A 15,424-nucleotide genomic window follows, 5' to 3' on the forward strand; every position below is an offset into this window, starting at 1 on the left:
GGAGGCGCGGGCTCAGGTTCAGGAGCCCGAGCGTCTCGCCGGACCGGGCCGTGCTTCGCCTGCCGCCTGCGTTGATGCCTGTGGTGGCGGCTGCGTGGGTGTCTGCGCTGTGCCTTGCACTGGCGGTTGCGCTTCCGGCGCGGTCACCTCGGCCGAACCCCCTGTAGCCTCATCCGCCGCTTCAGGAGGCGTCGCTCCATCGCCCCGTACGAACACCGTGCGCTGCGGATTCGCAATCTGGATGCCGCGTTCCTGAAACAATTGGGCCACGCGCCGGTTGAATTCGCGCTGTACGCCCCAGCGCCCGCTATCGCGGCACTGGATCTGACCGGACATCGTTATCGCCGAGCCGTCGACGGAGTCGATCCCCCAGTACGCGAAGTCGGACAGGATGCCGTCCTTGAACTGTGGATCCTCGCGCAGAGACGCACCAATCTCCTTGAGCGTGGCGATCGCGAGGTCGACGTCCTGACCATAGATGATGCTGACCTTCACGGCAGCATTGCCGAGGCCGCGATTGGTATTGTTGACCGTCGACACCGAACTGAACGGCACCGTGTACAGCGAGCCGTCGCCGCCGCGTAGACGCACCGTGCGGATCGACAGATATTCGACGGTGCCCGACACGCCGGCGAGCGTGACCCAGTCGCCGACCTGCATGGCGTTTTCCATCAGCAGGAAAATGCCCGTGATGAAGTCCTGCACCAGCTTTTGCGAACCGAAGCCGAGCGCCACGCCGAAGATGCTGGCGCCGGCCAGCAGCGGTCCGATATTCACGCCGAGTTCGCTGAGCCCGGTGAGGACCACGACAAGGGCAATCACGACGAACAGCAGGCTGCGCAGCATCGGCAGCAAGGTGCGCAGGCGGGCGGCGCGCACGAGGTCACCCGCAGTGGTCCACTGGTGCAGACGCCGTTCGACGGTGACGTTGGCCGCTTCCCACACGAACAGCGCAACGCCCGCGGCGATGGCAATCGTCACCAGCGCGGAAGCGAGCCGGTGGCCGATGGTGCCGCTCTCGAACAGCACTGCCACGTTGGCGCCCCACACCTGGAACAGCACCAGCACGGTGATCACACCGACCACCGACGAGACGACGTGGCGCAGCAGCGGGTAATAGCGATAGGCGTGCTGATGAACGAGGGAGTCGTTGGTCTGGCCGTTCTGCGAGTCGAACATCCGCGCGAGTGCGCCGAAGATCACGATAGACACGACCCGCGCGCCCACCAGCACCGCGATCGAAATGCCGCCCAGATGCACCAGCGTGTGATAGCCGTTGCGAACATCGAGCGCCCACACGAACCACAGCGCCATCACGACGAACACGCTGATCGTGGCCCACGAATCGGCGAGCGCGTTGCCGAATACCGCCAGCGACCGGCTGGCGGCGCAGCGTACCCGGATGCGCGCGGCGACCGGCCGGCGGCATTGCAGGATCAGCAGCGAGATCATGACGTGGCCGATCAGCGCGACCACTTTCATCAGCGCGGTGTGTGCGTCGTCGTTCAGCCCAAGCGCCACTGCGGTCTCGGCGAGCGCCGAGCCCGCGCCGACCACGCTGACGATCATCACCACCCAGCGCTGCGTAAACGCTGCCCATCTGCTGCCCATCTGCAGGAGTCGCAGACGTGGCGCGTCGGGTTGCAGAAAGAAGCCGCTGACGATCACGATTACGCGGCTCAGCACATAGATATCGATGATCGAATCGAGGGCATGGTCTTGCGGCGTGCCGTCCTCGGAGAGGACCGACATCAGCAGGCTCGCTACGCCGATGAAGACGGCGAGCGGAATGCATCGAACCACCATGCGCAGCGCGGCGCGCGGCAGACGGCGCATCAGCGAGTAGTGGACCGCGGCGTGCCGCTGGCCAGATGTAGCGTTCGCGTCGGGCGTGGCCGGGGCAGGAGCGGGGGCAGGGGCGGAGGTAGGGGCAGCGCCGGCGGCCGCCAGTTCGGCGTCGGACTCGGCAAGGGTGTCGCTGTCGCTCGGGACGGTTTGCGCGGATGGGGTTGCAGCAAGGGCTGTGTCGGCGGCCGCAGCAGTGCCGTTAGCATCTGCGACCACCTCCGGCGGTTCGTCGAGAAACATCTCGCGCGGGTCCATATTGCGGCGGTTCGCCAGCGCGGTGAGCGCCTTGCGCAGCAGGCGGCGCGTCAGCCATTCAAAGGCCAGCGCGGGGATCAGTGCGCCGAGCAGCGTGAGGACAATGGTGCCCAGTTCGCCGCGCTGCTGCGGGTCGTTCATCAACGCGATCCACCACACGCGCACGGACGTCACGTCGAGCAGGGCCGCCAGCGAGCGGCGCAGCGCGCCCGCCACCTGTACGGCGCCATGGGCGCCCTCGCGGGCCAATTGTGAGGCGAGACCGTTCGATTCGAACGCGGCGCGTACGGTGGCCGCCGCGCCGCTTGCCGCCGAGGCTGGAGCCGGCGCAGAGGCAGCCGTGGACGCCGAGGCCGGTGGTGCGCTAAGCGCGCCGGCTGCGGCGATTGCGTGCAGCGTGTCGACGATCTGGGCCCGCTGTTTGGGGTCGTTGAGGACCACCAGCGCTTGCCGGGCCTGAGCAGGCGTCAGCGTGACGGGCGGAGTGGCCGTGGAGGCCGGCGCTGGCGCGGCAGCGAAGGCGGGCGCAGCGAACAGGATCAACAACCAGACGATGAGTAGTTTGCGCATAGGGGATAAGCGGGACGGCCGCGATGATCGGCGCCGTCCGGGTACGGGCCAATTCGGCCGGATTGACTGAATATAAAACGACAGCGGCTTGACTACGCAAGTTCCGCACGATGGGGACCGATCGACGATAAACCGGCTTTGCGTCGAGCGCGTCGGTGAATCGTAAGCTAAGACTGTGCAACGATTATGCACGCCTGCGGCCGCGGGCGTGTGTCAGCCAGACGCTGGAAGCCTGGCCGCTCGGCAGATACGTCATTTGCGGCGCTGCACGGTAGCGGCTGCGAGGGCCGCTCCGGCCAGCGCGCAAGCGGCTGAGGCCAGCGCGACTGCGCGCAGCGCTGCGCCGAGCGCGTCCGCCTGTGCGCGGGCAAGCGCGGGTGAATCTGGCGAAGCTGCGGACGCAGACGCCAGTAACGGTTGCGCCGCCCTCGGTGCCGCTTCGTGCGCGCCGGCAGCGCTCGGCGCCGACGAGTCTGCTAAATCCGCACCCGGCTCCAGCAACTGCCCCGCGCGCTGCGCCTCCTGCGGCACATGCAACTGAACCAGCCGCGCTGCTAGCGCCGTGTTATGCGACCACACAAACACAATTCCGAGTACGGCGATCGCCAGCAGACTCGCCACCCGGGCGACCGCGTTGTTGATGCCGGAGGCAACCCCGGTCCGCTCAGCCGATACCGCGGCCATGACCGTCGTCGTCAGCGGCGCAACGGTGATGGTCAGGCCCAGCCCGAGCACAATCATCGCAGGAAAGAAGCCGCTCCAATACTCGCCGCGCACCCACGGCAACGCCAGCATGGCGAAGCCGGCCGCGGCGACGCAGGGCCCCGCTGTCAGCAGCGCTCGCGCGCCGTAACGGCGGGTCAGATCGCCGGTGAAGCGCGACAGCAGCCCGATCGTCACCGGCAACGGCAGCAACGCGCCGCCGGCTGCAGTGGCGCTGTATCCGTAAGCGCGAATCAGCGTGAACGGCAGGAAAAACTGCACACCGCCCAGGCCGAAGTACAGCAGCAGCGTCACAAGGTTCGCGCCGACGAAATCGCGCGAATGGAACACGTCGAGCGGCATCATGGGATTGCGGCTCCTCGCCTCGATCATGACGAAGGCGATCAGCACCACCACGCCCGCGCCGATCAGGCCGAGCACCCGGCGATCCGCGAGCCCGCGCGTGGAGGCTATCGTCAGACCGTAGGTCAGCGCGGCGAGCCCCGCTGCAGCGGCCGCCGCACCGAGCCAGTCGAGCTGCTTCGGCGCGTCGGTCTTATGACTGTTGGGCACCGCCACAAGCGCGAGTGCCACTGTCGCGCAGGCAATCGGCAGATTCAGAAAGAAGATCGCCCGCCACGAAAACGCGTCGACCAGCCAGCCGCCAGCCACCGGCCCCACCGCCGAGGTGATGGCACCCACCCCCGCCCAGGTGCCGATAGCCTTGCCGCGTTCGTCCACATCGAAGACCGCGCCGATAATCGCCAGACTGCTGGGCACCAGCAACGCTGCGCCGATGCCTTGTATCGCGCGTGCGGCGATCAATGTGGCCGCGTTCGGCGCGAATCCACAGCCGGCCGAGGCCAGCGTAAAAATGACGATACCGGTGATGAAGATGGTGCGCCTTCCGAGCTTGTCACCGAGCGAGCCGCCCACCAGCACGAGCGAACCGAGAAACAGCAGATAGGCATTGACGACCCACTGGATGGCCGCCACGCTCGCCCCAAGTTCCGCCTGGATGGAGGGCAGGGCGACGTTGACCACTGAGCCGTCGATAAACGCCATGCTCGATCCGAGGATGGTGGCCGCCAGAGCGAGCCGCTTGTAGCGGCAGGGGCGCCCGGGCGCGGGCGGCTGCGCGCCGATGACGAGTTCGTCGCATGGGCTCGCCTGAGAGGCGACGGGGTGGGCGGTCCGAGCGGGTGTCCGGGAGAGCTGCGGACCGGTCAAGCGGACTCCTGAGAGAATGATCTGCTAGCAGCATAGCAATGCAACGCCGCGGACGCCAGGCGCCTTGCTCATGCCACTTCTGCAACGCGATCGCCGGCTCGGGCAGGAGTATTCGTCAGTCTGATCCGGGCTGACTTCGTTTCATTGCTTGCTGACATGTACGCGTGCCATGATGGTCCTCAACCGGTGCGCGCGGTATCTGTCTTCCTACACCGTTCTACGCCGCCACCAGCAGTTGAAGGCTCGCGTCCTGCGAACCCGTTCGAATGTCCGACCGCCCCATGTGGGTCGTTACACTTCACAAACGGAGAAGCACCATGGCCAAGCAAGCACCGAGTCACGCTCCCGGAGACTCACCGGAACCGTCGCACGGCGAGGATATCGCCGGCCAGATCGTCCTTGTGCTGCAAGGCGGTGGCGCGCTGGGCGCCTATCAGGCCGGTGTGTACGAAGCACTGCATGAAGCGCACGTCGAACCCGGCTGGGTGATCGGCACTTCGATCGGCGCGATCAACGGCGCGATCATTGCAGGCAATCCGCGCGAGCATCGCATCGACCGGCTCAAGCAGTTCTGGGAGCGGGTGGCCTATCGTGGCAGCGCGACTTCCGGCTGGCTGCCCGTGTTCGACGAGTGGTTGCGCAACCTGTCGATCATGACGCGCGGTATTCCGGCGTTCTTCGCACCGAGTCCGGCCGCGATGTTCGGCATCCACCCCGCGGGCATCATGGAGCCGGCGGCAATCTATTCGACCGTGCCGTTGCGGGAGACGCTCCTCTCGCTGATCGATTTTTCCTACCTGAACAGCAAGGAAACGCGTCTGACGGTCGGCGCCGTAAGCGTCGGCAGCGGACGCATGCGCTATTTCACGAATCGCGATGCGCCGCTCGATGTCGATCATGTGATGGCCTCCGCGGCGTTTCCGCCGGGCTTTCCGTCGGTGCGGCTGGAAGGGGAGAGCTGGTGGGATGGCGGCATCTACTCCAACACACCGCTTGAGGCGGTGCTCGACGACCATCCCCGCAGCGACTCGGTGATTTTCGCCGTGCAGTTGTGGCCGGCACACGGCCGGGAGCCGAAGTCGGTCTGGCAGGCGATGAGCCGGCAACGCGATATCCAGTATTCCAGCCGGTCTGAAAGCCACCTCGAGCGGCAAAAGCAGATTCACCGGCTGCGGCACGTCATTCGTGAACTGGAGCAGTACATCCCCGCCGATCAGCGCGATACCCCGGAGGTCAGAGAACTGCTCGGCTGGGGCTGCGGGACCACCATGCAGGTGATCGAGCTCGACGCGCCGCGTCTCGCGGGCGACGATCTGCACAAGGACATCGATTTCTCAACGAGCGGCATCCAGCGACGCTGGGCCGCCGGCTATGAAAACACCGTCCGGATGCTGGAGAAGGCGCCATGGCGCGAAGCGCCTGACCCGATGGAAGGGATCGCTGTGTACCGCTCCGATCCCGAAGCCGGCCCGGACGCGCACTGAAATGCGCGCCGGCCACAGCGCAGCGATTCACCCGGACGATTCAATGACTCGAAACCGTGAGCGAGCGCAGTAGGTCCCGCTCACTGTCTTCGTCGTCCTGCGCCGGGGATGCGTCCACGGAGCGCGCGGTGCCATCCTGATTGATGCGGTTGGCGTGCATCAGACGGTACAGCGTGGCGCGCGAGACGCCGAGATCCGCGGCTGCTTCGGTCAGCTTGTAGCCGTGGCGTTGCAGCGCCTGCACGATCGCATCCTTTTCCGCCTTGCTGCGAATCTCGGCGAGCGTCACAGCCGGCACGTTCGCCGTCTGCGGCAGACCCAGGTCCGCCGCGGTAATGAAACGGCCCTCGCTCATCACGACCGCCCGGCGCACGCAATTGATCAGCTCGCGGACATTGCCGGGCCAGCCATAGCGCGACATGGCCACTACCGCATCGCTCGAAAAACCGCGAATCTTGCGTGCGCCATCCTGCCGGTACATGCTGAGCGCATAGTTGGCGAGCAGCTTGATGTCGTTGCCACGCTCGCGCAGCGGCGGTTCGATCAGCCGCAGCACACACAGGCGGTGATACAGGTCGGAACGGAAGCGGCCGTCTTCGACCGCCTTTTCCAGATCGACGTGGGTCGCCGAGATCACCCGCACGTCCACCTTGATTTCGTTGCTGCCGCCCAGGCGCTCGATGGTGCCTTCCTGCAGGAAGCGCAGCAGTACCGCCTGGCACTCATGGGGCATGTCGCCGATCTCGTCGAGAAAGAGCGTGCCTTGGTGCGCGCTTTCGATCCGGCCGATCTTGCGCTGCACCGCGCCTGTGAAGGCGCCGCGTTCATGGCCGAACAGTTCGGCCTGCAGAAGAGTAGGCGGAATAGCCGCGCAGTTGATCGCGACGAACGACTGGGCCGAGCGCGGCGAGCGTACGTGGATGGCGCGTGCCGTCAGTTCCTTGCCGGTGCCCGACTCGCCCGCGACAAACACCGGCGCATCGGTAACGGCGCATTTGTCGATGTGGCGGTAGAGCTGCTGCATGGCTTCGCACTGGCCGACCATTTCGTGACGGCCCAGCGAAGCCTCGGGCGTCACGCGCGCCTTGCGCAGGCTCGACAGGCCATGGGCGTGGCCCAACGCGAAAATGAGCCGTTCGTTCAGGCACGGAGTGGTGACAAAATCGAAACAATAATCGAGGATAAAACGGCTGACCGGTTCGTGGTCGGCCTGGCCCGGCGCGATCTGCGCGACCCAGTTGGTCTCCACCCGGCGCATGCATGCCTCGAGCGCCGACAAATATTGCGTCGAGCAATCTTCTGGCAGTTCGATCAGGCCGACCTTGATGTTGTCGCGCTCGATCACGCGCTCTGCAAGCGCGGTCGTCTTGGCGTGCACCACCTGCCAGCCGCAGGCGGCCAGAAACTTGGTGAGAATTTCGTCGGGTTTGCTGGAAACGCAGAGCACCGTACGGTCTGCGTCATGCGGCGTTTCAGTCTTGGTCATGTTAACCCCGGTTCGATGCGGCGCTCGCGGTTGCTGGGTCATGCAAGCATGCTTCAGGCCGGATCACCGGCCTGGACAGACCCGTCCCCACGGGACTCTGGATCGCGCGTTGCACTCCACGCGAGGCCGCCAACGAGGCTGGCCGTGCTGACTGGTTGTGGGCGCATCCAAAGGGACCGCGCCCACAAGCGTCCTGGCCGCTCATTGAGAAATCAATGGCGCGCCGATTATTTTGTTCATACGAACGTTTATTGTTCATTTCATTCCCCGGTGATTCGACTGTCGACGTGTTTTTCGTCGGTCTCTCTGTATTGCGCTCTATGCGACGCATGGGCCAAAGATAGATCAAAACAATTGCACTTGCCATACGCGCAAATCTGGATACGGCAATTGGGCCGCACCCTTCGACGTGCCATTCGCAGCCCGCGCCGTGGTGCACCAGGCAGCAGGGTCTGCGGATGTCGCGGAAGGCCAGTATAGGCGGCTAGTTGCGAGTTGTGTATCAATTCTGTCTCATTCCTGAGAAAGCCGGAAAGCCTATTCTTGAGAAATTGTTAATTCGTTATGCGGAATGTTTGACCGGACAAATACTTTTATGACCGATCACCTGTTCAATTCGATTACCCGTCAAATCGCGCAAACCTTTGCGCGGTAGAAACTCCCCCGTACCGGTCTGTTTGCCTGGGCCAGTATTGCCGATTGGTTTAAACGGCGAAAAGGCGTGAACGCCTTGATAGAGGCCGTTCCCACGACTTCTTTCAGGCAGGTGGCGCTCGCGCGGGCGAGTCGTCCGAAATGGGTGGAGCTTTGGCGCTTCGCGTCACGCGAAGTGATCGGCCTGTCACGGACCATCCAACGGACAGTGCCTGGAACGCTCCATTCAGGCAAATTGGACCGTTCGGTTAACAGCTTACCCCGCCCGGCGACTGTCTCACAATTGAGACACTTTGGACTTCGTGCGGTACCGCACATAACGGCCGCCGATCGCGTTTTGTGAATCGCCTGTGACGATCCCAGTAAGCGCTGCATGGCCTGTACCAAGCGTTGCAGCGCAACCGCCGTGCGCGGCAGTCAGGGCTTACCGATGCGGCGACGCGCACTCCGCAAATTTTGCGTTGCTGGCGAGTCGCAGCACTGAAACAGTTTCGGCGCGGACCTCCTCAAAGCAGCCATGCCAGTTGGATGCGCCGCCCGCCAGGCCAGTCGGCACAACGCTTTGCGAACCTCTGGCACGGTAGTCGCTATATGTCCTGCGCCGGACCGCAACGCAGCAGCAGGAAGATCAGGCGGCACGGTGCAGAACAGGTGGCGCGGGGAAGCACAGGCACGGCGCAGAGAGGACCGGCAGTGCGAGAAAAATAAAGCAGGGTGAAGCAGCAGGCAGCGTGAAGACGCACAGGGAAGACAACAAAAACAGGCGGTATGGCCGACCCCCGATCAACAGGGGGCGGCGCAGTAAAAGTAGCAGGACGCGATGGGGCCAACCAGAAAAAACAAGCCTTCATAGAAAGGCTTTATAAGCTGGGTTTTACTACGGGCGGATCAACAGCCTGATCGGCAGTCACCGGATGGGGGCGGGTGTTCCCCCGCCGGTGCAGACCGGTTGCATCGACGCTCCGCGGGGACGGCAATTGCCGGGCGGCAGATCGGATCAACACGATCGCTGTGGGGGAACGGAGCGTTTGATTGCGGTGCGATTCGACGCCGGCGTTGATACTTGCTCATCTTTCTTTTTTCAGCGGACATCGCAGTGTGATGACGGCGCTTCAGCCTGATTCCGCCTGGTGTTCCTGTTTGTTCGAGTGTGGCTAGCGCAATCCTGCCAGGCGGCAACATAAGGAGTGCGACATGAAAAATACAAAATGGATGGGGACATTGGCAATTGCCGCTGCCGGCGCGCTTTTTGGTGCGCTCTGTGTAGTGCGCGGGATGCCCTCGCAAGCCGCGCCAGCAGCAAAAATCGCCGTGGCCGCGGTAGATATCGACGTCGGGCAGCGTCTTGCGCCGCGTTATATCAAACTGGTCGATTCGCCCACGGGCAAGATCCCGGTCGGCGCGTTTAGCGACCCAAACAGACTCGATGGCCGTATCCTCGCCGAAAGCATGGAGCGGGGCGAACCGCTGATTGAACGGCGGCTCCAGCCTGCCCGCTAACCTCTCCTTATTCCCACCTTCTTCACTCGTCCATAGCGGATCCCACTGTGGCTTGCACATGATGTAAGAACTCTTATATCATGTTCGAACTCATACATCTTGTGGGTGGGCTGGCAGCTTTGCTGGTTCGCCGCATCGTTAATCCAGGGAGATTCCCGCTATGGCCGATTGTCTCTTTCTGGCCGGTGCGACCGGGGCGATCGGGCGTCGGGTCGCGCCGCTGTTCGTCGCCGCCGGCTGGCGCGTCGTGGGCACCACGCGCTCGTCGGACAAGGCGCCCATGCTGCGCGAGTTGGGGGTGGAACCGGTTGTTGTCGATGTGTTCGACGCGGCCGCGTTGCGCGACGCGCTCGAGGCCGTCCGGCCCCAGGTCGTCATGCATCAGCTTACCGACCTCCCGCCCGGTCTCGACCCGGCCAGAATGGCCGAGGCGTCGCAGCGCAACGCCCGCATCCGCGATGAGGGCACACGCAACCTGGTCGCTGCAGCAGTCGCGGCGGACGTCCGGCGCATCGTCGCGCAGAGTATCGGCTTCGCCTATGCGGATGGCCCGTTGCCACACAGCGAGGACGATCCGCTGGACAGTGACTTCGACGGCCCACGCGGCGTCTCGCTGCGTGGCGTCGCCAGCCTCGAGCGGCAGGTGCTGCAGGCGCCGCTGGAAGCCGTCGTGCTGCGCTATGGCCGGCTTTACGGTCCTGGCACCGGATTCGATGCGGCGGCGGGCGCCGCTCCCGTCCACATCGACGCAGCGGCACGCGCCGCCGAGTTGGCCGTGTTGCGCGGGAAGACCGGCATCTACAACATTGCGGAAGACGACGGCACGCTCGCCTGCGACAGGGCGAAACGCGAGCTGGGATGGAGCGCTGACTGGAGGGGCGGACAATGACAACGGAGCCCGGGCAGCGTGACCCAAACCTGGAAATCCGCTACGTGGATGACCCGGAAGACGCGGCGGCATGCTACGCATTGATGCTTGAATTGCGGCCGCACCTCGCATCCTGCGAAGAATTCCTCGAGCGCTGGCGGCGTCAGGTGGCCGCCGGTTATCGTCTGCTTACACTGTGGCAAGGCGCAAAGCCGGTGGCGTTGGCGGGTTTTCGGGTGCAGGACAATCTGGTCCACGGTCCGCATTTTTACGTGGACGATCTGGTGACGGAAGCAGCATCGCGCAGCGCGGGATACGGCGAGTTGCTGATGGATCGTCTGAAGGCCGAAGGCCGTGCACTGGGTTGCGCAAAGCTGGTACTGGATACGCCGCTCACCAATACACTCGGCCATCGTTTCTACTACCGTCAAGGGCTGCTCGCCACGGCGTTGCGCTTCAATACCGCGCTTTGAGGGGAACAGTATCAATGAGTGTTCTGTTGCACATCAGTGCGAGTCCGCGTGGACTTGCATCGCATAGCCGCCGAGTGGCGCGGCAGTTTATCGGGCATTTGCAAACCATGGATGCGCCGGCGCTGCAGATCGTCGAGCGCGATCTGGTGGCGCAGCCGTTGCCATATCCGGATTGCTCGTTCGTCGATGCCATGCTGACTCCTGAAATGCAACGCACTGCTGATCAAACGCAGGCGTTAGCACTTTCGGAGAGGCTGATTGCTGAGTTGGAGTGTGCCGATACGCTGCTCATCGACACGCCCATGCATAACTTCACGGTGCCCGCTGCGCTCAAGGCGTGGATCGATCATGTGGTGCGGATTGGCCGGAGCTTTCGCAGCACCCGCGAAGGGAAGGTGGGACTGCTACGCGATCGGCCCGTGTTTATCGTGATTGCTTGCGGTGGACCTGTACCGGAACCGCCCACTGCAACCGGTCAGGTGGATTTCCTTACCCCTTATCTGCGCTACGTGCTGGCAACGATCGGACTACGAAACGTTTCGGTATTGCGTTTGACCGGCCTCTCGCGCGGTGAAACAGCACTCGCGCAGGCCGATGCGGACGCCGCCGGGTGGATTGAGGCGGCCACTGCCGACTGGAAGCGCACGACATGGAGTGCCGCGACATAAAGCGGAGCGATTCAACGCTGGCGTCGGGAAATATGACGCCACCCGCTACGCGATATCTGCAAATTCTGCCGCTTTATGTCGCCGATTTGAATTGCATGTGAATCTCGTGCGGCGAACGTGCGGGGCGCCCCGCTTAAACCCCCCGAAAATCGAACAAATACTATACACGGCCGGTCGCGCTCATTTAAAATCCGCTCATTAGTGAATATGAGCGGCACATAATGCTTATGCAATTCACATAAATTTAACGATTCATCGGGTGGTATGAAATCGTTATTTTTCTGCTTTAGATAAATCCGTGCTGGACAAGGGTGCGCATCGGCAGGATGCCTTCGCGCAGGGGCTGATTTGGCTGTGGGATGCAGGTATGGCAGCGCATGCGGGTGAATGGCACCACTGGCGTATGAATCCGCCGGAGTTCGGCCGCCGCTTGCAGCGTTTGAGAAATCCCTGAAAGTCCGACCTCGCGGCAATATTTTTATGGGCATGTGCGCTCAGAGTGGACTAATGCTGTCCAATGCAGGTGTGAAGACAGCTTATGCGGGATTCGGTTATTTGATCGGGTTTTAAACAAGGAGTAGCGATGAGTTGGCGTGATCGTTTTAATCATAATGAAGCCACGGAGCAATTGGCTCTGCCAGGTTTGCGTCAATTGGCTGCCGTGATGGCCGCGTGTTTCGTGCTGGCGGCTTGCAGCACCACCAACGATTCTGCCAGCGAGGCCGCTGCGAAGGCCGCAGCCGCGTCGGTCGGAGAACTGGCGAAGGGCACGGTGATTCCGGTCGGCAATGTGCCGGCGGGTCTCGACATCAGCGCCGACAGTAAATGGCTTTACGCAACCAGCAATGGCGACAACACGCTGGCGGTCGTCGATCTGGCTAACCGCAACGTGGCGAAAACCATCGACGGCCATGCGCCCGCCAAGACCTCGGACGATTGCCAGGATAACTTCTGCCGCGGCGTCGGCGCGGTTGGGGTTGCCGTGGACGCGAATGGCCGCCGTGCTTATGTGACCTCGTTGCGTCCCGATTCGCTGGTGTTCGTCGATCTGGAGAAAGGCCGCATCGTGCGCACGGTCCGCGCCCAGCGCTTTCCGCAGAATATCGTGCTCTCCGCGGATGGTCGCCGCGCGTATGTGTTCAATGTCGTCTCCAATACGGTTTCGGCGTTCGAGACCGCTAACGGCCGCCCGTTCGGCCGCTTCGATCTGAAGGGCGGCGATGCGCGTGACGAGCCGTTCGGTCGGCCGGTGGGTCTGGTGTTGTCCGCGGACGGCAAGCGCCTGTTCGCGACCGACGGCGTGGCGGGCACGGTCGAAGTATTCAGCACGGTGAACCGCAAGCTGATCGGCACCATCGATGCGTCCAGCCCGCTTGATCTGCAAATCGACCCGCACAGCGGCAATCTGCTGGTGCTGTCACGCGACGGCATTGTCGAATACGACGCGCAAACGCTGAAGCCGGCGAACACGCTGCATTTTTGCGGCACGCCGACGGCTTATCATTTCGTGCTGAGCCCGGACGGCAGCACGCTGGCAGTGTCGTTTCCGCAAGACGGCGCGGTGGCGACTATTGCGCGTGATAGCGGCAAGGTGAATGGCGGCTACGCAACGGGCAACAATCCGGAAGCGTTGCGCTACACACCGGACGGCGCGACGCTGGCGGTCGTCTCGGACGGTGGTGTGGTGCTGTTCGACGCTTCGGATCGCAGTGGTGCGCGAGCGTATGTCGCCAAGCACGGCGAACTGTTCTGCCCGGCTGCGGCTGGCTAAGGCAGGTTAAGCCACGTTAAGGCAGGACACTGTCTCGCTATGATTGCGGCGTGATCACCTGTTGATCACGTCGCAAACGAGTTCTCAGAAGATCACCATACCGACACACCCGCCGCAGCAATCGCAAAGCGGTGCTGCGTACCCTGATGCAACCGCGTGTCTTCGCTAGCGATATTGAAATACGCCCCGCCAATCTCCACGCGGATATAGCGCTCGCCGCGGCGCAGTTCGATGGCGTCCACGTTGCCAATGTGAGGACCGTCGGGCGTTGCCACCAGCGCGTGCGACGACACGCGCCACATCACCCGCTGGCCTGCTTCGATCGAGCGCTCGTTCGTTTTCACCGCAAGGCCGTCGCCAATTTCGAGCACACCCGCTTCGCGCATGATCCCTTCGCCCACGTTGTGCAGACCGAGCAGTTCGGCCACGCGCATCGTCGCCGGCTGTTCATAGACCGCATCGAGTGCGCCCGCCTGTAGCACACGTCCCTGCTCGATCACGAGGACTTCGTCGGCAAGCAGCGCAGCCTCGTCGGGATCGTGTGTGACGATGACCGTCACCGCCGCAATCTCCCGCTGCAACGCACGCAACGACTGTTGCAAACGCCGGCGGCGCGGCGTGTCGAGCGCGGCGAACGGCTCGTCGAACAGCAGCAACTGGCTGTGGCGCGTCAAGGCCCGTGCGAGTGCCACACGTTGACGCTGACCGAACGACAGTTGATGCGGCAGCCGCCCAACCAGCGCGGCAAGACCCAGATGCTCGAGCCAGTAGCGGGCGCTGGCGGCGTCGGCATCGACGGGAAAGGCCAGTTGTTGGGCCACCGTCATATGCGGGAACAGACCGTAGTCCTGCGGCATATAGCCAATCTGGCGCTGCTCTGGCGGCAACGCGTCCAGTTCCGCCGTGCCGAGGCGTACCATGCCGCGCTCGTTACGCTCGAGTCCCGCTATCAATCGCAGCGCAAGAGACTTTCCGGAACCCGACGGGCCGATGACGGCAAGGCGCCGGGTGACCGGTGTCCATGCAATGTCGAGATCGAACGTGCCGAGATGGCGTTTTAGTTCGAAGGCAAGTTGAAGCGGAGCGGCTTCGGCAGCCGGCATTGAAGTCACGGGATGAAGGGCGGCTTCGTCGCCGCTTTCCGCTCGTGGATCGATGCCGTTTTGCCGCCTGCTGTACAGCGACAGCGCGGCGCATACAACTGCAATCGTCAAGGTGGGCAAGAGCAGCGGCATCATGGCCGGCAGCCCTTGGCCGCCGAATACCACATAGGTATAGACCGGCAACGAATAGGGGTGATACGCCACCATCACGGTGGCGCCGAATTCACCGAACGCCCGCAGCCACGATAGCGCAAGACCCGCGCGAATCGCAGGCCACGCCACTGGCAGCGTGACGCGGAAAAAGCGGCTGCCGGCGTGATGGCCGAGCGTCGCGGCGACGTCGTCGAAGACCGGATCGACGGCAGCAAATGCGGACTTGGCAGCGATGATCAGGAACGGCGCAGCGACGAAAGTCTCCGCGAGCACGATGCCGGTAAACGAATCGGTCAAGGCGCCGCCGGTCAGACTGCCGACCCAGCTATACGGTCCAAGCAGGAACAGCAGCAGCACGCCGCTCGTGAGCGGCGGCAGCGCGAGCGGCAATTGCACGATGAAACCGAGCACCGCCACCTTGCGCGAGTTCGAGCGGGCGAGAAAGTAACCCAGCGGCACCCCGCCGATCAGGATCACGAGCGCGGCGACGCTGGCGCTCCCCGCGGAAATCGCCACCGCCGACCACGTGGCATGCCAGTCGACGCTGGCCCAGTCGGCTGCGCCGAGCTGGGGCACGCTGGCGACGAACGGTGCGCAAAGATAGACGGCCAGCAGCGCAGCCAGCCAGACAAGCGGCTTGGCCGCGACACGCTTCATCG

The 15,424-nt window shown here is 63.6% G+C and carries 10 protein-coding genes; 6 read left to right on the top strand and 4 right to left on the bottom strand.

Features of this window, described 5'->3' with window-relative positions:
• Positions 1–18: 18 nt before the first annotated feature.
• Together P3T24_RS04575 and P3T24_RS04580 are read right to left on the bottom strand one after the other, a co-directional pair.
• Positions 19–2,673, bottom strand: coding sequence for a mechanosensitive ion channel family protein (locus P3T24_RS04575; RefSeq protein ID WP_429432765.1), 2,655 nt, complete (start codon positions 2,671–2,673; stop codon positions 19–21).
• Positions 2,674–2,925: 252 nt separating this feature from the next.
• Positions 2,926–4,605 carry an MFS transporter gene (locus P3T24_RS04580; protein ID WP_429432767.1) on the bottom strand — a complete coding sequence of 560 codons (1,680 nt, stop codon included), beginning with the start codon at positions 4,603–4,605 and terminating at the stop codon, positions 2,926–2,928.
• Positions 4,606–4,922: 317 nt separating this feature from the next.
• On the opposite strand from P3T24_RS04580, the gene P3T24_RS04585 reads away from it, so the two are divergent.
• Entirely contained in the window at positions 4,923–6,089 is a 1,167-nt protein-coding gene (locus tag P3T24_RS04585; protein WP_429432769.1) for a DUF3734 domain-containing protein, read from the top strand.
• Positions 6,090–6,129: 40 nt separating this feature from the next.
• Here P3T24_RS04585 and P3T24_RS04590 read toward each other — a convergent pair whose 3' ends face one another.
• Positions 6,130–7,575 carry a sigma 54-interacting transcriptional regulator gene (locus tag P3T24_RS04590; protein ID WP_429432771.1) on the bottom strand — a complete coding sequence of 482 codons (1,446 nt, stop codon included), beginning with the start codon at positions 7,573–7,575 and terminating at the stop codon, positions 6,130–6,132.
• A 1,848-nt stretch (positions 7,576–9,423) separates the two neighbouring features.
• Here P3T24_RS04590 and P3T24_RS04595 point away from each other — a divergent pair.
• The 5 genes from P3T24_RS04595 to P3T24_RS04615 all read left to right on the top strand — a co-directional run bounded on the left by P3T24_RS04595 (position 9,424) and on the right by P3T24_RS04615 (position 13,509).
• Positions 9,424–9,729: an SAF domain-containing protein gene (locus P3T24_RS04595; RefSeq protein WP_429432773.1), complete on the top strand. Its 306-nt coding sequence runs from the start codon at positions 9,424–9,426 to the stop codon at positions 9,727–9,729.
• Between the two features lie 160 nt (positions 9,730–9,889).
• Positions 9,890–10,618, top strand: coding sequence for an NAD-dependent epimerase/dehydratase family protein (locus P3T24_RS04600; RefSeq protein ID WP_429432775.1), 729 nt, complete (start codon positions 9,890–9,892; stop codon positions 10,616–10,618).
• Positions 10,615–11,070: an N-acetyltransferase family protein gene (locus tag P3T24_RS04605; RefSeq protein ID WP_429432777.1), complete on the top strand. Its 456-nt coding sequence runs from the start codon at positions 10,615–10,617 to the stop codon at positions 11,068–11,070. The genes P3T24_RS04600 and P3T24_RS04605 overlap by 4 nt, the downstream gene beginning before the upstream one ends.
• A 14-nt stretch (positions 11,071–11,084) precedes the next feature.
• On the top strand, positions 11,085–11,738 hold the full coding sequence (locus P3T24_RS04610; protein WP_429432779.1) for an FMN-dependent NADH-azoreductase: 654 nt from the start codon (positions 11,085–11,087) through the stop codon (positions 11,736–11,738).
• 583 nt (positions 11,739–12,321) lie between these two features.
• On the top strand, positions 12,322–13,509 hold the full coding sequence (locus P3T24_RS04615; protein ID WP_429432781.1) for a YncE family protein: 1,188 nt from the start codon (positions 12,322–12,324) through the stop codon (positions 13,507–13,509).
• Positions 13,510–13,601: 92 nt separating this feature from the next.
• Here P3T24_RS04615 and P3T24_RS04620 read toward each other — a convergent pair whose 3' ends face one another.
• Entirely contained in the window at positions 13,602–15,422 is a 1,821-nt protein-coding gene (locus tag P3T24_RS04620; RefSeq protein ID WP_429432783.1) for an ATP-binding cassette domain-containing protein, read from the bottom strand.
• Positions 15,423–15,424 lie beyond the last annotated feature (2 nt).

The sequence above is a fragment of the Paraburkholderia sp. GAS33 genome (assembly GCF_050436645.1).
Taxonomy (GTDB): Bacteria; Pseudomonadota; Gammaproteobacteria; order Burkholderiales; family Burkholderiaceae; genus Paraburkholderia; species Paraburkholderia phenazinium_B.

Coding starts and splice junctions, on each gene's coding strand:
- P3T24_RS04575 (WP_429432765.1), bottom strand. CDS start 2,673: ATGCGCAAACTACTCATCGTCTGGTTGTTGATCCTGTTCGCTGCGCCC.
- P3T24_RS04585 (WP_429432769.1), top strand. CDS start 4,923: ATGGCCAAGCAAGCACCGAGTCACGCTCCCGGAGACTCACCGGAACCG.
- P3T24_RS04590 (WP_429432771.1), bottom strand. CDS start 7,575: ATGACCAAGACTGAAACGCCGCATGACGCAGACCGTACGGTGCTCTGC.
- P3T24_RS04595 (WP_429432773.1), top strand. CDS start 9,424: ATGAAAAATACAAAATGGATGGGGACATTGGCAATTGCCGCTGCCGGC.
- P3T24_RS04600 (WP_429432775.1), top strand. CDS start 9,890: ATGGCCGATTGTCTCTTTCTGGCCGGTGCGACCGGGGCGATCGGGCGT.
- P3T24_RS04605 (WP_429432777.1), top strand. CDS start 10,615: ATGACAACGGAGCCCGGGCAGCGTGACCCAAACCTGGAAATCCGCTAC.
- P3T24_RS04610 (WP_429432779.1), top strand. CDS start 11,085: ATGAGTGTTCTGTTGCACATCAGTGCGAGTCCGCGTGGACTTGCATCG.
- P3T24_RS04615 (WP_429432781.1), top strand. CDS start 12,322: ATGAGTTGGCGTGATCGTTTTAATCATAATGAAGCCACGGAGCAATTG.
- P3T24_RS04620 (WP_429432783.1), bottom strand. CDS start 15,422: ATGAAGCGTGTCGCGGCCAAGCCGCTTGTCTGGCTGGCTGCGCTGCTG.